This window comes from Mycobacterium sp. NGS34, from assembly GCF_059812845.1.
This window is the reverse complement of sequence record NZ_JCALDM010000020.1, coordinates 64679-81586: the sequence shown is the minus strand read 5'-3', so window position 1 is coordinate 81586 and position 16908 is coordinate 64679. Positions and strand designations below refer to the sequence as shown.

General features: G+C 68.1%; 15 protein-coding genes and 1 tRNA gene. 8 read left to right on the top strand and 8 right to left on the bottom strand.

The genetic code is table 11. The features are described from left to right. Positions 1 to 46 precede the first annotated feature (46 nt). From AC5Y7V_RS29040 to AC5Y7V_RS29010, 7 genes are all read left to right on the top strand, one after another. On the top strand, positions 47 to 442 hold the full coding sequence (locus AC5Y7V_RS29040) for a TM2 domain-containing protein (protein ID WP_499883489.1): 396 nt from the start codon (positions 47 to 49) through the stop codon (positions 440 to 442). Next, positions 432 to 860, top strand: a complete 429-nt coding sequence (locus tag AC5Y7V_RS29035; protein WP_499883483.1) for a DUF2752 domain-containing protein — start codon at positions 432 to 434, stop codon at positions 858 to 860. The genes AC5Y7V_RS29040 and AC5Y7V_RS29035 overlap by 11 nt, the downstream gene beginning before the upstream one ends. 63 nt (positions 861 to 923) lie before the next feature. Continuing rightward, complete coding sequence (pyk, locus tag AC5Y7V_RS29030; RefSeq protein ID WP_499883482.1) at positions 924 to 2342, top strand: pyruvate kinase; 1419 nt, start codon at positions 924 to 926, stop codon at positions 2340 to 2342. Between the two features lie 11 nt (positions 2343 to 2353). Then, complete coding sequence (locus AC5Y7V_RS29025) at positions 2354 to 3235, top strand: acyl-CoA thioesterase II (RefSeq protein ID WP_499883481.1); 882 nt, start codon at positions 2354 to 2356, stop codon at positions 3233 to 3235. Positions 3236 to 3358: 123 nt separating this feature from the next. After that, positions 3359 to 4780 carry a bifunctional lysylphosphatidylglycerol flippase/synthetase MprF gene (locus AC5Y7V_RS29020; protein ID WP_499883488.1) on the top strand — a complete coding sequence of 474 codons (1422 nt, stop codon included), beginning with the start codon at positions 3359 to 3361 and terminating at the stop codon, positions 4778 to 4780. Positions 4781 to 5015: 235 nt separating this feature from the next. Beyond that, entirely contained in the window at positions 5016 to 6089 is a 1074-nt protein-coding gene (locus AC5Y7V_RS29015) for a spirocyclase AveC family protein (protein ID WP_499883480.1), read from the top strand. Between the two features lie 4 nt (positions 6090 to 6093). After that, positions 6094 to 7677, top strand: coding sequence for a phytoene desaturase family protein (locus AC5Y7V_RS29010; protein WP_499883479.1), 1584 nt, complete (start codon positions 6094 to 6096; stop codon positions 7675 to 7677). On the opposite strand, the gene cydC is transcribed toward AC5Y7V_RS29010, so the two are convergent. The 8 genes from cydC to AC5Y7V_RS28970 all read right to left on the bottom strand — a co-directional run bounded on the left by cydC (position 7645) and on the right by AC5Y7V_RS28970 (position 16141). Continuing rightward, positions 7645 to 9324 carry a thiol reductant ABC exporter subunit CydC gene (gene cydC, locus AC5Y7V_RS29005; protein ID WP_499883478.1) on the bottom strand — a complete coding sequence of 560 codons (1680 nt, stop codon included), beginning with the start codon at positions 9322 to 9324 and terminating at the stop codon, positions 7645 to 7647. The genes AC5Y7V_RS29010 and cydC overlap by 33 nt on opposite strands. Then, positions 9311 to 10924, bottom strand: a complete 1614-nt coding sequence (cydD, locus tag AC5Y7V_RS29000) for a thiol reductant ABC exporter subunit CydD (protein ID WP_499883487.1) — start codon at positions 10922 to 10924, stop codon at positions 9311 to 9313. Before cydD ends, cydC begins: the two co-directional genes overlap by 14 nt. 56 nt (positions 10925 to 10980) lie before the next feature. Next, positions 10981 to 12021 carry a cytochrome d ubiquinol oxidase subunit II gene (cydB, locus tag AC5Y7V_RS28995; protein ID WP_499883477.1) on the bottom strand — a complete coding sequence of 347 codons (1041 nt, stop codon included), beginning with the start codon at positions 12019 to 12021 and terminating at the stop codon, positions 10981 to 10983. 11 nt (positions 12022 to 12032) lie between these two features. Further along, the gene (locus AC5Y7V_RS28990; protein WP_499883476.1) at positions 12033 to 13505 is read right to left on the bottom strand and encodes a cytochrome ubiquinol oxidase subunit I; all 1473 of its coding nucleotides are present in this window, start codon (positions 13503 to 13505) and stop codon (positions 12033 to 12035) included. 43 nt (positions 13506 to 13548) lie between these two features. Beyond that, positions 13549 to 14142: an HdeD family acid-resistance protein gene (locus tag AC5Y7V_RS28985; RefSeq protein WP_499883475.1), complete on the bottom strand. Its 594-nt coding sequence runs from the start codon at positions 14140 to 14142 to the stop codon at positions 13549 to 13551. Positions 14143 to 14190: 48 nt separating this feature from the next. After that, complete coding sequence (locus AC5Y7V_RS28980; RefSeq protein ID WP_499883474.1) at positions 14191 to 15519, bottom strand: adenylate/guanylate cyclase domain-containing protein; 1329 nt, start codon at positions 15517 to 15519, stop codon at positions 14191 to 14193. A gap of 25 nt (positions 15520 to 15544) precedes the next feature. After that, entirely contained in the window at positions 15545 to 16057 is a 513-nt protein-coding gene (locus AC5Y7V_RS28975; RefSeq protein ID WP_499883473.1) for a DUF488 domain-containing protein, read from the bottom strand. Positions 16058 to 16067: 10 nt separating this feature from the next. Next, positions 16068 to 16141, bottom strand: a tRNA-Leu gene (locus AC5Y7V_RS28970). A gap of 94 nt (positions 16142 to 16235) precedes the next feature. On the opposite strand from AC5Y7V_RS28970, the gene AC5Y7V_RS28965 reads away from it, so the two are divergent. Then, entirely contained in the window at positions 16236 to 16865 is a 630-nt protein-coding gene (locus AC5Y7V_RS28965) for an ANTAR domain-containing response regulator (RefSeq protein ID WP_499883472.1), read from the top strand. Positions 16866 to 16908: the final 43 nt, after the last annotated feature.

The window sequence follows — 16908 nt, the reverse complement described above, 5'->3', positions numbered from 1 at the left end:
GCGGTTTTGCCCGCAACTAGTCGACGTTCGGCGGGCTAAGGTTGAAATCGTGACTGACCAGCCGTGGAACGACCCCGCACAGTCCGGCCCGCCGCCGCAGCAGCCGGGTTATCAGCCGGGGTACCCACCGCCGTACCCGCAATATCCCCCGGCCGCCCCCTACTACGACCCTTCCGCGCCGTATGGCCGGCATCCCGTGACCGGGCAACCGTTTTCGGACAAATCGAAAACCATCGCGGGCCTGCTGCAGCTGCTCAGCCTGATCGGCGTCGGGGGGATCGGCCGCTTCTACATCGGTGACATCGGGATCGGCGTCGCACAGCTGGTCGTGGGCTGGCTTACCTGCGGGATCGGGCTGATCTGGCCGATCGTCGACGCGATTCTGATGTTGACCGGCAATGTCCCCGACTCGCAGGGACGCCCGCTGCGCGATGGCACCTGACCCTGCACCGCGCGCGCCGAGGAGCACGCACCGCCATCGCGCGGCCATCGCGGCGGGCGGCGGGGCGCTGCTGGCCGGCGCGCTCGGTTACGTGGGACTGGTCGACCCGCACAACGTGAACTCCGTGTATCCGCTGTGCCCGTTCAAGTTGCTCACCGGCTGGAATTGCCCGCTGTGCGGTGGCCTTCGGATGACGCACGACCTGCTGCACGGTGACCTGATGGCCACCATCAACGACAACGTCTTCCTACTGGTCGGTATCCCGATGCTGGCCGGATGGATCCTGGTTCGCCGCCGCAACGGCCAGTCGGTCCTGCCGATCCCGGCGGTGGTGACCGTCCTCGTCGCCGCCATCGCCTGGACGGTGCTGCGCAACCTCCCGGGTTTCCCGTTGGTGCCGACCGTCCTCAGCGGGTAGCCGCCGTCCGACGGGCCGGTTAAGTCGGGCTGCCATCGCCCCGCACGACTATGCTGGTTCGTCGTGAGTAGACGCGGGAAGATCGTCTGCACCCTTGGCCCTGCAACCAACTCTGACGAGCTGATTCTGGCGCTGGTGGAGGCCGGAATGGACGTCGCCCGAATGAACTTCAGCCACGGCGATTACGCGGACCACAAGGCCGCCTACGACCGCGTGCGGGCCGCCTCCGACACCACCGGTCGCGCGGTCGGCATCCTCGCCGACCTGCAGGGCCCGAAGATCAGGCTCGGGCGCTTCGCGACGGGTTCGACGTTCTGGGCCGACGGGGAAACGGTCCGCATCACCGTCGCCAACTGTGAGGGCACTCACGACCGCGTCTCGACCACCTACAAGACGTTGGCCAAGGACGCCACGGTCGGTGACCGCGTCCTGGTCGACGACGGCAAGGTGGGCCTCGTGGTCGACGCCGTCGACGGCGACGACGTGGTCTGCACGGTCGTCGAGGGCGGCCCGGTCAGCAACAACAAGGGCATCTCGCTGCCCGGCATGAACGTGTCCGCCCCCGCCCTGTCGGAGAAGGACATCGAGGACCTGACCTTCGCCCTGAACCTGGGGGTCGACCTCGTCGCGCTGTCGTTCGTGCGCTCGCCGTCCGACGTCGAGCTGGTGCACGAGGTGATGGACCGGATCGGGCGGCGGGTACCGGTGATCGCCAAGCTGGAGAAGCCCGAGGCCGTCGACAACCTGGAAGCCATCGTGCTGGCCTTCGACGCCATCATGGTCGCCCGCGGCGACCTCGGCGTCGAGCTGCCGCTGGAAGAGGTTCCGCTGGTGCAGAAGCGGGCCATCCAAATCGCCAGGGAGAACGCCAAACCCGTCATCGTGGCGACCCAGATGCTCGACTCGATGATCGAAAGCTCTCGCCCCACCCGCGCCGAGGCGTCCGACGTCGCCAACGCCGTGCTCGACGGCGCCGACGCGGTGATGCTGTCCGGCGAGACGTCGGTGGGCAAGTATCCGCTGGCGGCGGTGCGCACCATGGCGCGCATCATCTGCGCGGTCGAGGAGAACTCCACGGCCGCCCCGCCGTTGGCGCACGTGCCGCGCACCAAGCGCGGGGTGATCTCGTATGCCGCCCGCGACATCGGCGAGCGCCTCGACGCCAAGGCACTCGTCGCGTTCACCCAATCCGGCGACACGGTGAAACGGCTGGCGCGCCTGCACACCCCGCTGCCGCTGCTGGCCTTCACCGCCTGGCCCGAGGTGCGCAGCCAACTCGCCATGACCTGGGGCACCGAGACGTTCATCGTCCCGATGATGACGTCCACCGACGGCATGATTCGCCAGGTCGACAAGTCGCTGCTCGAGCTCGGTCGCTACAAGCGCGGCGACCTGGTGGTCATCGTCGCAGGCGCGCCGCCGGGCACAGTAGGCTCGACCAACCTGATCCATGTGCACCGGATCGGGGAGGACGACGTCTAAGGAGCTGAGGAGTGCCCGTGCCGGCTGGCGACGATTTCGAGGAACTGCTGGCGCTACTCGACCTGACCCGCGTTTCCGAAAATCAGTTCACCGGCTCGCACCCCAGCAAGAACCCGATGCGCACGTTCGGCGGCCAGCTCATGGCGCAGTCGTTCGTCGCCAGCAGCCGCACGCTGGCCCAGGATGACCTGCCGCCCAGCGCGCTCTCGGTGCATTTCATCAACGGCGGCGACACCGCCAAGGACATCGAATTCCACGTCACACGGCTGCGCGACGAGCGCCGCTTCGCCAATCGGCGCGTCGACGCCGTGCAGGACGGGATTCTGTTGTCCACGGCCCTGATCTCGTACATGTCGGGCGGCCCCGGCCTCGAGCACGGCGTCGAACCGCCGCCGGTGGCGCCGCCCCACGCGCAGCCGTCGCTCGGCGAGCTGTTGCGCGGCTACGAAAAGATCGTGCCGCACTTCGTCAACGCCCTGCAGCCCATCGAATGGCGCTTCACCAACGATCCCTCCTGGGTCATGCGCGACAAGGGAGAGCGGCTGCCGCACAACAGGGTCTGGATGAAGGCGCTGGGTGAGCTGCCCGACGACCCGGTGCTGCACACCGCCACCATGCTGTTCTCCTCGGACACCACGGTGCTGGACTCGGCCATCACCACCCACGGGCTGTCGTGGGGCTTCGACCGCATCTTCGCGGCGTCGGCCAACCACTCCGTGTGGTTTCACCGGCAGGTGAAATTCGACGACTGGGTCCTGTACTCGACGTCGTCGCCGGTTGCCGCGGATTCGCGCGGGCTCGGCACCGGTCACTTCTTCGACCGCTCGGGCCGGGTCGTCGCCACGGTGGCGCAGGAAGGCGTGCTGTTATATTTCCCGGCCTCCGGACGATAGACAGGTCACAGTACGGCATACCCGCAGGAAAACCGCCTGATTTGCGCCCACTTGGGCCGCGATCGGGCGTATGTTCCAATCAGCCGGGTATTCGGTGCGAAAGGCGGTGATTAGGCCGCTGAGCTGGACTTATCGCATCGGGAGGTGAGAGTGAACGGGCCGGTTGACGTCGCGCCGAGGCCCCGCGCGCGGGAACGCGTTGTCGTCCACGTCGATTCACGGGCAGCCCGCTGGGTCGGGGCGCTGGCCCTGCTGTGCGCGGCGGGGTGGCTGATCCTCATCTTGGCCCGCCACCACCAACAGCCCTACTGGCATTACTCCGACCGGCTGGGCTGGTCGCTGACGGTCCTGGGCGCGGTGGCGTTCATCGCCCGCGGCATCTTCCTGGGCCGTCCGGTGACGGCCATGCACGCCGTCGCCGCAGCGCTTTTCGTGGTGGCGGGGCTGGGCGCGCACGTGCTGTCCTTCGACCTGCTCGGGGACTTGCTGATCGTCGGCTCCGGGGTGGTCCTGGTGTGGCCGACCACCGCGCATCCCCGTCCCGAGGACCTGCCCCGCATCTGGAAGTTGATCGATGCCAGCGCCGACGACCCACTCGCGCCGTTCGCCATGCAGACGGGCAAGTGCTACCACTTCACGCCGGACGGCACCGCCGCGCTGGCGTATCGGACCCGGCTGGGTTACGCCGCGGTCGGTGGCGACCCCGTCGGCGACGAAGCGAAGTTCCCCGAGTTGGTCGCCGACTTCGCCGCCATGTGCCACACCCACGGCTGGCGCATCGCGGTGGTGGGGTGCAGCGAGCGCCGACTCGGGTTGTGGCGCGACCCGGCGGTGATCGGGCAAACGTTGCGCGCCATACCGATCGGGCGCGACGTCGTCGTCGACGTGGCGAGCTTCGAGATGGTGGGGCGCAAGTTCCGCAACCTGCGGCAGGCGGTGAAGCGCACCCACAACTTCGGCGTCACCACCGAGATCGTGGACGAGCAGCAACTCGACGAGAGCCTGCTTGCCGAGCTCGCAGACGTGGTGCGGGCCTCGCCCAGCGGCGCCCATTATGATCGCGGCTTCTACATGAACCTCGACGGCGTGCTGGAGGGCCGCTTCCCGGGAATCAAGCTGATCATCGCGCGCGACGCATCGGGGCGGGTGCAGGGCTTTCATCGGTACGCGACCGCCGGCGGGGGCAGTGACATCAGCCTCGACGTGCCGTGGCGCCGCCGCGGGGCGCCCAATGGCATCGACGAGCGCCTCAGCGTCGACATGATCATGGCAGCGAAAGAAACTGGCGCGCAACGGGTATCGCTCTCGTTCGCGGCGTTCCCGGAGATCTTCGAGGACACGGACCGCGGTCGGGTCCAGCGCGTGTTCTACCGGTTGATCCATGTGCTCGACCCGCTGATCGCGCTCGAGTCGCTGTACCGCTACGTGCGCAAGTTCCACGCGATGGACGCCCGGCGTTACGCGGTGATCTCGATGACCCAGCTGGTCCAGTTGGTGGTCGTGTTGTTGACGCTGGAGTTCACGCCGCGCCGGCGACACCTCTGAGCGCAGCCGGCCGCTGGGACGCGGCGGCGAATTCCGTTGGCTACGTCGTGAGTAGCAACCACGAGGGTCCCGTCGGCGGGCAGCGCGAGCGGTCGGCCTCAGTGAATCCGGGGCCATTGGCCCGCCCTTGCAAATTTGAGCCTGGCTTACTCATAATGCAAGTGGCACTTTCCACACATTGGGGGTTCGGTGTGCCGGTGACGACGAGAAGGGCCATCTCTAGGACGGAGCCATTATGACCACGCTCGCAGCTCACGCCAGGGACACCACCGCAGAACCGCTAGCACCGCGGCGCGTCGCGCCGGTTATGGTCCTGGCCGTCGTGGGAGCGCTGGTGGCGGGATATGCGCTGTGGACGTGGGCGGGATGGCTCGCCGACGGGCCAAAGCCGATCACCGCGAACCGCGATCCCGAGTCGGCATCGCGCTGGGTCGCCCGCGGATACGAGTTGATCATGGTGGTTGTCGCCGTGGCGATCGCGGTCCGCGTGGTTCGTGAGTGCCTCCGGGAGCGTCGACTCGTCTTCGACGCCATCATGGTGATCGGCGGATTCTTCACGCTGTTTTGGGATCCGATGGTCAACTGGATGCAGCCCAACTTCATGTACAGCTGCCAGTGGCTGAACCTGAACACGTGGGTCGCCAATGCCCCGGGGGTGGTCAACCCGACCGGCAGCCTGATGCCACAACCGGTGTTCATCATGCTGATCTACCCGTTTGGGCTGTTGGGCTTCGCGATGATCCTCAACTACGCGATGGCGGGGCTGCGGCGGCGTTTCCCGCGAATCAGCACCCTCGAGTTGCTTGCGTTCACCTACGCGTTCGGATGGTTCCTGGGGGTGTGCCTGGAGGCGCCGATGTTCCTGTCCAACCTGTGGGGGCTGCCGGGAGCGCCCGCCGGGCTGTCATTTTTCCCCGATGCTCAACGCTTCGCCTGGGCCGAGTATCTGACCACCGGAATCGTGTTCACCACGTTCGGCGCGGTGCGTTTCTTTCGCGACGACAAGGGTCAGGCGATCACCGAGCGAGGCCTGGAGGGCTTGAAACCCGTTGCGCGGAGCGCGGTCTCGGTCTTCGCCACCATCGCCATTTTCGCGATGTCGATGTGGGCCTTGCTGCTCGTGCAGATCCCGGCCGGACTGCACTCGTCGCCGTACCCGGCTGGATACCCCGCACACTTGATCAACGGGCTGTGCAACATCCCCGGTAACCTGCACTCGACGCAGCCCACCGCCTATGGCCCGTGCCCCGGCAGTCCTGGCTTCCGGATGCCAGTCAAGAACACCTTCGTGCCCGGCGCGGGCGGGTGATCGGGTGAGCGCAGAACGTGATCTGTTCGATTTCGTGGTGATCGGGGCCGGGCATAACGGCCTGAGCGCCGCGTGCACCTTGTCGGCGTCGAGTGCCAGTGTCGCGGTGCTGGAGTCGCGCGATCACTTGGGCGGCCTGGCCAACAGCGGCGCCTTCCTGGCCGAGGCCCCTGACCACATTCTGAGCCTGGGCGCGATGGACGACATGTTCATGTCCTGCACCCCATTCATCTCCGATCTCGGCCTGCAGCGGTATGGCTACGCCGGCATGCCGGTGCAGGCGCCGTACGGGTGGATCGGCGACGACGGCTCCACGCTGCTGCTGTTTCACGATCTGGACCGCACCTTGGCCGAGGTGCGCCGCTACTCGGCCCGTGATGCCCGCGCGTATGCCGATCTGCAGCCGGCACTGTCGTGGATTTTCGAGGCGTTGACGGCGGTGATGCCGCACCACCCCGCGGACCTGCCGAAGAAGGACCTGGGCAAGCTGCTGCTCAAACTCGCTCCCAGTCGGGCAGTCCGGCGCAGGCTGGGCCAGATCATGAGCAGCAACCTGGTCGACCTGATGGCCGAAGTGTTCGGAAGCGACCAGATGCGCTCGCTCGGCACCTACTGGGGAAGCATGATCGGGCCCATCGACCACGACGGGGGCGGCTTCTATTGCGTGGGCCTGGCCGCCGTGCACCGCAAGCCGGGAGTGATCCGTCCGCGAGGCGGCATGAACGGCATCATGGCGGCGATGGCCGCATACGCCACCGATCGCGGCGCAACGATCCGAACCAGCACACCGGTGGCCCAGGTCCTGGTCTCGGGTAACCGCGCCGTCGGGGTGCGGCTTGGCGACGGCACGGAGATCGGCGCGCGCCGCGGCGTGTTGGCGGCGGTCCCGCCGCAGAGCGCGTACGGCTCGCTGCTGGCCGACGGGGTACTGGACTCGGGCACCCGGGCCAAGGTGGCGATCCTGCCCGCCAGCGGCAACAACTCGGCCACCTTTAAGATCGATATGGCGCTGTCGGGTCGGCTCAGCTATCCCAAAGGGGCGCAAAAGCGAAGCGGCATAGACGGTTTCGATATCCGCAAGACGTCGCTGATGACCGGGACGTTCGATGACCAGATCCGCCAACTCGCGGCGATCCGCGCGGGCGAGTCGTTGGACAATCCACCGGTGTACATGGCGGTGCTGACGGCCAACGACGCCAGCCTGGCCCCGGAGGGGCAAGAAGTCGCCTACCTCGCGTCGAACGTTCCGGCCCAACCGCGCGACGGCTGGGACAAAGTCAAACCGTGGTTCTCCGAGGCGATCATGAGATCGGTCACCACGCACCTGGCCGGGTTTGACGCCGAGATCGCCCGAATCGAAACCAGTCCAGCGGATTTCGGCGAGCAGTACGCAACTCCCAACGGTTCCTACTTCCACGTCGACATGACGCCGTTGCGGCTGTTGATGAACCGTCCAGCGCGCGGCCTCGGCGGCTATCGGTCCCCGATCGAGGGTTACTACCACGCGGGTGCGGGCTCGCACCCCGGCGGGGGCGTGAGCGGGTGGCCGGGGCGGCTAGCCGCCGAGACCGCTCTCGGACGCCACTGAAGCGGCCGATCCAGAACCAACACGCAGTTCGCCACAGCCAATACCGTCTGGCAAGTGGTGGGTTGCCACCACGACGGTCCGGTCCACGGACATGAGGCCATTCGGGCCCAACAGATCGCGAAGGATCGGTTCGGCGTCGGCCGCGTCGAGGTGTTCGGTGGGTTCGTCGAGCAACACGATCCGGGCGGGTGAGATCATGGCGCGCGCCAGCAACAGCCGTCGGCGCTGACCCGCCGAAAGTGCCTGCGCGCCACCGGTCAACACCGTGGACAGGCCTGCGGGCAGGCCGGCGAGCCAATCGCCGAGACCGACCGCCTCCAGCACCGTCGTCAGCTCCTCGTCGCCGCAGTCCCCGCGGGCGACCAGCAGGTTGTCGCGGACGGTGGTGGCAAAGACGTGTGCGTCCTCGGCGAAAAAGCTGACGGCCCTGTGTAGTTCCTCTTCGTCGAAGCGGCCGATGTCGGTGCCGTCCAGCAGCACCCGCCCGTCGAGCGGGGGCATCAGCCCGGCCATGGTCATCAGCAGCGTTGTCTTGCCCGACCCGCTGGCGCCCGTCACAGCCAGCCGGGCCCCCGGCGGCAGCTCGAGCTCAACCCGGGTGAGCCGGACCGCGTTCGGATGGCCGTAACAGACATCGACTCCCAGCGCGCCGGTGCGGGCGGGCACCGTCGCGCCGCCGTCCTTGGGTTGGTCCGGGGGAGCCAGGTCGAGCAGGCGACGCGCCGCGATCCGCGACCGCGTCAGCTGGACTGCCGCGGCCGGCAACGGCGTCGTCGCCTCGAACGCGGACAGCGGCAACAACATCAGCACCGCGAGGGTGGTGGGCGCGACCGTGTGCGCCAACCCGATCCCGGCCACCACCGCGCCCAGCACGCTCGCCCCGATCGCCGCGGTCGGCATCGCCTCGGCGATCGCGGCGGGTCGCGCCGCGGCGTCGAGGGCCTCGGCCCAGGCGCGGTGGCGGCGGTGCGCGTCGGCGATGACGCCGGGCAGCGCGCCCGCGACGCGCAACTCCGGGGCGTGCTCGAGGGCGATCATCGCCGACGTGTCGCGCTCGGAATGGTGTTGGCGGGCAACCTCTTCCTGCGTCGCGGCGGCCCTGCCGGCGAGCCGTGGGGCGACGTAGCCGGCGATCAGCAGACAGGCCGCCAGCACCGCGGCGGCCGGCAGCGAAATGGCCGCGACCACTGCGGTCGCCGAAAGCGCGAGCACCGCGGCGACGGCGATCGGCACCACGGCGCGCACCAGCACGTTGGCCAGCTCGTCGACGTCGGCGCCCACCCTGGCCACCAGCTCACCGCTGTGCAGGCGGACGGCCGCCGCCGCGGGCCCGCGGGCCAGCCGGCGGTAGATCTGCACCCGGGCGGTGCCGGCCGCCCGCAGCGCCGTGTCGTGGGTGGCCAGCCGCTCGCAATAGTGCAGCACGCCACGCGAAATCGCGAACGCGCGCACGGCCACCACCGCGACGGACAGGTCCACCACGGGTGGCATCTGCCAGGCGCGGGTGATCAGCCACGCCGACACCCCGGCCAGCGCCAGCGCGCTGCCCAGCGACAGCACGCCCAGCGCGACGGCCGCGAGGATCCTCGGCAGCCGCGGGCGCAGCAGGCTCGTGATCGCGGCGGGCAGGGGATCAGACCGGGGCATGGCGCACCCCCGCGTCGGCGGTCACTTCGACCACCCGGTCGCCGATCGCGAGGACGGGCTCGCGGTGCCCGACGACCACCACCGTCGCTCCGGAGCGCGCGCGCTCGACGATGGCCCGCAGCACGCGCTGTTCGGTGCGCGCGTCCAGGTGCGCGGTGGGCTCGTCGAGCAGCAGCACCGGGGCCGCCGAGCCGAGCGCCCGGGCCAGGCCCAGCCGTTGGCGCTGGCCCAGCGACAAACCGACGCCGCCGCGCCCGAGCGCGGTGTCCATCCCGTCGGGCAGCTCGGCCAGCACGACGTCGAAACCCGATGCGGCGCAGGCTCCGTCGAGGTCGTCGAGCCTTCCGAACAGGATCAGGTTGTCGCGCACGGTGCCCGGGACGAGGACGGGGCGTTGCGGCAGCCAGGACAGCTGCCGCCACCACGCGTCACGGTCCAGGTCGGCGACGTCGGTTCCGGCCACGGTGATCCGGCCGTCGGACGGCGCGGTGAGCCCCGCGATGGCCTGCAGCGTGGTGCTCTTGCCCGCGCCGTTGTGCCCGGTCAGCACCGTGACCCGGCCGGGTTCGAGCACCGCGGTGAGCTCTCGGGGCGCGCGGCCGTCCCGGCCCAGCACGCTGAGGTCCTCGACGCGGATCTGTTCGCCACGCGCGTTCACGGACCGGCTGCGGACCGTCGGCGCCGGGGGCTCGCCGATGAGGGCGAACGCCTTGTCGGCCGCGGTCCTACCCTCCTGGGCGGCATGGAATTCCACGCCGATGCGGCGCAGCGGCCAGTAGACGTCGGGCGCCAGCAGCAGCACCGTCAGGCCGGTGGTCAGGGTCATCTCGCCGAACAGCAGGCGCAGGCCGATACCGACCGCGATCAGTGCCACGCCGAGGGTGGCCAGCAATTCGAGGACCAGCGCCGACAGGAACGCGATCCGCAGCGTCGCCATCGCCGAGCGTCGATGGGCCGCAGCCAGTTCGGCGATCCGGTGTTCGGGACCGCGGCCGCGGCCCAGCGCGCGCAGCGTCGGGATGCCGGCGATCAGGTCCAGCAGCCGGGCCTGCAGGGTCATCATGGCCTCCAGCGCGGCCGCGGATCGTTCGGCCGTCGCCATCCCGATCAGCACCATGAAGACCGGGATCAGCGGCAGCGTGATCACCACGATCACCATCGATTTCGGGTCGTAGAGCGCGATGACGGCGACGGTCGCCGGGGTCAGGATGGCGGCGAGCAGCAAGGTGGGCAGGTATCCGGTGAAGTAGGGCCGCAACCCGTCCAGGCCGCGCGTCACCACCACCGCCGCGGCATCACGCTGCGCGGCGATTTCGGCCGGCTGCCGCGCGGTCACGGCGGCCAGCACCTGCCCGTTGAGGTCGGCGATGACGGCGCCGGCACCGCGCTGACCGAGGCGGGCTTGTAGCCAGTGCGCGACCGTACGAATCACCCACAGCGCCAACAGGATCGACAGCGGACCGAGCCATGCGTGCAGGCCGCGGGCTGAGGGATCGCCGACGATGCGCGCCACGACGCTCGCCAGCACGATCGCCGAGCCGATCGCACAGCCGGAGATCACCACCCCGCAGCCCACCGCGGCGACCAGATAGCGCCGCAACGCGCCCGACGCCCGCCACAGCCGCGGGTCCAGCGGCGCTCGCGATGCTCTTGCGCTCAGGACGCACGCCTCGCCAGGCCGATGGGCGGCGGTATCCGCTCGGACGAGATCCGTTGCCGGAACACCCAATACGTCCACGCCTGGTATACGACGGTCAGCGGGGCCATGATCGCCGTCACCCAGGTCATGATCTTCAAGGTGTAGGGGGTCGACGAGGCGTTGTAGATCGTCACGTTCCACTGACTGTTCAGCGTCGAGGGCACCAGGTTCGGGTACAGCGAGCCGAACAGCAGGATCACGACGGCCGCGACCACCAGGGCCGTGCAGGTGAAAGCCCAGCCATCCGACACGCGCCGCCACACCAGCAGCACCGCCGCCAGCTGCGCGACGACCGCCACCCCCAGCACCACCCAGGTCCAGTCCTTGCCGTGCGCCAGCTGCGTCCAAAGCCCAAACACCGCAACCAGGACGGTCACCGGCACCGACAGCCACACCGCGAATCGGTGCGCGTCGTCGCGGATCGTGCCCGCGGTCTTCAGGCCGACGAACACCGCGCCGTAGAGCAGGAACAACCCGGCGGTCGCCAGGCCACCCAGCAGGGTGTAGGCGTTGAGCACGTCGGTGATCGACAGGTTGACGTGACCGGCGGCGTCCACCGGCAGCCCGCGGACCAGGATGGCGAACGCGACGCCCCACAGGATGGCGGGCAGCCACGATCCGGCGGCGATCCCGAAATCGGCCCAGCCGCGCCATTTCGTGTCGTCGATCTTGCCGCGCCATTCGATCGCCACGGCGCGCACGATCATTCCGAACAGGATCGCCAGCAGCGGCAGATAGAGCGTGGAGAACACGGTGGCATACCACCCCGGGAACGCGGCGAACATCGCCGCGCCGCCTGTGATCAGCCACACCTCGTTGCCGTCCCACACGGGCCCGATGGTGTTGAGCGCCGTGCGGCGCTGCAGCTCCGGTTCGCCAACGCCGAAGCGCGCGAACGGTTCCATCAACATGCCCACGCCGAAGTCGAAGCCCTCGAGGATGAAGAAACCCAGGAACAGCAGCGCGATGATGCCGAACCACAACTGTTGCAATGCCACCGGTCAGCTCCTTAATACGCGAACGAAAGTGGCGCCACTTCGTCGTCGCTGGGTGCGCGGGGCGGCGCCGGTTCGGCGTCGTGCTCCTGCGGCCCGGCGGCGACATAGCGCCGGAGCAAGAAGAACCAGATGACCGCCAGCACCGCGTAAACCAGGGTGAAGGTCACCAGCGAGGTGACGACCATGCCGGCGGCGTGGTCGGAGACGCCTTGGCCGACGGTGAGCCGAACCTGCTGATCGCCGGTCGGATTCGGCACGACGATCCACGGCTGGCGGCCCATCTCGGTGAACACCCACCCGGAGATGTTGGCCAGGAATGGTGTTGGAATGGTCAGCAACGCCGCCCAGGAGAACCAGCGCTTGTCGGGAATCCGGCCACCCCGGGTGAACCACAACGTCGCGAGCGCGAACAGCACCGGGATGGCCAGGAACCCGATCATCGCGCGGAACGACCAATAGGTGACAAACAGGTTGGGCCGGTAGTCGTTTGGCCCAAATCGGTGCTGATAGTCCTGCTGGAGGTTGCGCACCCCCTGCAGCGTGACGTCGCTGGTTCGCCCCTCGGCGAGGAACGGTAGCACGTAGGGCACCTCGATGACGCGGTAGAGGCTGTCGCAGTTGTTCTGTCGCCCGACGGTCAGGATGGAGAAGTCGGGGTCGGTTTGGGTGTCGCACAACGATTCCGCCGACGCCATCTTCATCGGCTGCTGCACGAACATCAGCTTGCCCTGGTGGTCGCCGGTGAAGAACAGGCCGACGGTCGCGGCCAGCGCGACCCAGCACCCCAGGATGGCGGCCGGGCGGAACATGGTGCGGGCGTTGGACTCGGCCGCGGGTGTGGCGGACACGGGATTGCGCGAACGGACCATCCACCACGCGCTGACGGCGGCGATGAAGGTCGCGGCCGTCAGCAGGGCGCCCGCGACCGTGTGTGAAAACGCCGCCAGCGCAGTGTTATTCGAAAGCAGCGCGGCAATGCTGTTCAGCTCGGCGCGGTGGCTCACCGGGTTGTAGTGGGCGCCGACCGGGTGCTGCATGAACGAGTTGGCCGCGATGATGAAGAACGCCGACACGTTGACGCTGATTGCGACGATCCAGATGCAGGCGAGATGTACCAGCCGCGGCAGCCGGCTCCAGCCGAAGATCCACAGGCCGATGAAGGTGGATTCGAAGAAGAAGGCGGCCAGGCCCTCCATCGCCAGCGGTGCGCCGAATATGTCGCCGACGAACCGGGAGTACTCGCTCCAGTTCATGCCGAACTGGAATTCCTGGACGATGCCCGTCGCCACGCCGATGGCGAAGTTGATCAGGAATAGCTTGCCGAAGAACTTGGTCAGCCGATACCAGGCCGTGTTGCCCGTGGCGACCCAGATCGTCTGCATCACGGCCAGCAGCGGGGCCAAGCCGATGGTGAGCGGCACGAAGATGAAGTGGTAGACGGTGGTGATGCCGAACTGCCACCGCGAAATATCGACGACACTCATCTGTCATCTCCCTACTGCGGCTGTCTACGACGCAGTGTAGTAGTTACTCGGCGCTGACGCCACGCGCCAATTCCTTGGACGCCTTGCGGATGCCGAACGACGACACGATCTCGAAAACGCCGATTACCGCGAACCAGACGCCGACCACGATCGTCAGGGTGACGATCGAGTCGAACGGCGATGCCAGGACGACGATCCCAGCAAGCAGGCTGATCACACCGATGAAAATCGACCAGCCCCGTCCCGGCAGCACGGGGTCGCTGATGGCCGAAACCGTCGTCGCGACCCCGCGGAAGATGAAACCGATGCCAATCCAGATGGCCAGCAACAAGACCGCGTAACCCTGGCCGAAGTGACGAAATGCCAAGACCGCCAGGATGAGTGAGGCCGCGCCGCTGATGAACAACAGGATGCGGCTTCCCGCCGAAACATGCAGGCTGAACGCGAAGACCACCTGCGCGGCACCCGTGATCAACAGATAGACGCCGAACGCGATGGCGGCGGCCAGGATGGAAATCCCTGGCCAGGCCAGGATCACGGCGCCGACGATCAGCGACAGAATTCCCGATACCAGCGCGGATTTCCACAAGTGCGGCAACAAGCTTGGGACAGGGGCGGTTCCAGGCGTGGTTTGCATGGCCGAAGTCTGGCACAAACCGCGGACCGGGGGATAGGGACTTTCGGCTCAGACGCGCGCCGTGCGCGGTTCCTCGGCGGGCAGGTCCGTGGGCTCCTCGGTTGCCTTGCGCCCGATCAGATACCAGGTTCGCATGAGGCCCTTGCCCTTGATCTCGATGCTGCCCCGCTCGTGCAGCACGAACTCGTCCTTGAGGCGCTCGTACATCGCCTCGGGCACCTGGATCCGGCCCACCGAGTCGGTGGATTCCATCCGGGAGGCGACGTTGACCGCGTCGCCCCACACGTCGTAGAAGAACCGGCGCGAGCCGACGACACCCGCGACCACCGGCCCGCAGGCCATGCCCACCCGCAGCGGGATCGGCTCACCGTGCGGATCCCTCAGTGCCGCTGCGACATTGGCCATGTCGAGCGCGAAATCCGCCAGCGCGCGGGAATGGTCGGGCCGCGACCGCGGCACGCCGCTGACCACCATGTACGAGTCGCCGCTGACTTTGATTTTCTCCAGGCCGTGCTTGTCGACGAGGGCGTCGAACGCGCCGTAGAGGCGGTCGAGGAATCGCACCAGGTCGGCGGGCGGTGTGCTGCTGGCGCGCTCGGTGAACCCAACGATGTCGGCGAACAGCACCGAGGCGTCGTCGTACTTGTCGGCGATGACGTTGCGGTCGGGCTCCTTGAGGCGCTCGGCGATGCTGGCGGGCAACATGTTCTCGAGCAGCGTCTCCGAGCGCTCGTACTGGGCTTCCATGACCGCCTCGGCGCGGGCGGTGTCGCGCAGCGCAAACCAGACCGTCACCACCACCATCACGACGCTGGAGACGGCGGTGACGACAAAGCCCGTCGACGTGGCCCACGCCGGCTGCAGCCCGGTGTTGCGCGGCACCAGAAACTCGACCGCGATGATTAGGCCGGCGGCGATGGCCGCCAGCGCGGACGCCAACACGATGTGTTCGATGCCCAGCACCAGCACGACGATGCATGCGCCGACCAGGAAGAAGAACTGCGATCCGGAACCGGTGCCCACGTCCAGGCAGCTGGCGAAGATGGACACGTAGGCCGCGCCGATAAAGGTAAGCGGCGCAACCAGTTCCCCGAATCGCTGCAGCCAGGGCACCATCGCGAAGACCATGGCGCCGGCGATGTTGATCGAGCTGACCTGCCAGGTCCAGGAATCGGTGAGGATCTGCACGAGCACGAAGCTCACGCTCACCATCACCGCCAGCCACGAAGTGATCATGAGGATCCGGCCCCGGCGGGCGGCGCTGGCGGCGTAGTGCTGATTGCGGTCGCGGGTCTGCGCCCGCACCACTGCGACGCAGTCCGGGCGGTTCGACGAGCCTTCTGACCGGGGTGGGGCTCCGCATTTCTTCGCGCCCACGTTCAAAGCGTAACCGCTGACCTCGTCAATTGTCGGGTGCCGGGTCAACATCGCGGGTGAGCCAGTCCGATGGAGGGTGCTCGGCCAGCGAGCCGTTGGGCATGATGTGCTGCACCGTGTGCCCTTCGCGGGTGGCCAGGTCGGCGATCATGCGCCGGTGGCAGCGCCACCAGGTCGGCTCGCCGCACATGATGGCCAGGTCGCAGGCCTCGGCGTCGTGCAGCAGCCGCTCGTATGCCGCCCGGAACTCCGGCGTGCGGGTGTGCGCGGCGTAGTTGGCGAACGCCGGGTTCTCCCACCACTGGTCTTGCGGTAGCCGGGTGGCCGGCGGCTTGCGTCGCCCACCGAGGTCCGGTTCGTGGCGGTAGGCGATCCCGGCGGCGTTCAGCCAGCCCGGCATCGCGTCCTTGGACACGTCGGGGTTGCGCCGCGAGCCCGGGAAACTGCGGATGTCGACCAGCAGCGTGACGCCGTGCCGGCGCAGCGCGGCGGTGAGTTCGTCGGCGGTTTTCGCGCCGTGTCCGATGGTGTACAGCATTTGCGAGGAGTGCCCTCGGTGGGATTCGAACCCACACTGGACGGGTTTTGAGTCCGTTTCCTCTGCCAGTTGGGATACGAGGGCTGGGCAGCCTCCCACCATAGAGGATCGCTGCGCCGATCGATTCTCACCGCCCCCGAGTTCGCTGGTGACGGACGTGCAGGACACAATATCCGTCATGACAGGCCCCACGACCGACACCGACGCCGCTGTGCCGCGCCGGGTCCTGATCGCTGAAGACGAAGCGCTCATCCGGCTGGACCTGGCCGAGATGCTCCGAGAGGAGGGGTACGACATCGTCGGCGAGGCCGGCGACGGGCAGGAAGCCGTCGAACTGGCCGAGCGCCATAAGCCGGACCTGGTGATCATGGATGTGAAGATGCCGCGACGCGACGGCATCGACGCCGCCTCGGAGATCGCCAGCAAGCGCATCGCGCCGATCGTGGTGCTGACCGCGTTCAGCCAGCGCGACCTGGTCGAGCGCGCCCGCGACGCCGGGGCGATGGCCTACCTGGTCAAGCCGTTCACCATCAGCGACCTGATCCCGGCCATCGAATTGGCGGTGAGCCGCTTCAGCGAGATCAGGGAGCTGGAACGCGAAGTCGCGACGCTGTCCGACCGGCTGGAGACCCGCAAGGTCGTCGAGCGCGCCAAGGGCCTGTTGCAGACCAAGCAGGGCATGACCGAGCCCGAGGCGTTCAAGTGGATCCAGCGCGCGGCCATGGACCGTCGGACAACCATGAAGAGGGTGGCCGAGGTGGTCTTGGAAACCCTCGGCGACCCGCCCAAGGACACCGCTTCCGAGTAGCGCGAGCGCGCCGAGTCTGCGCTCAGATCGCGAATTTGAACGA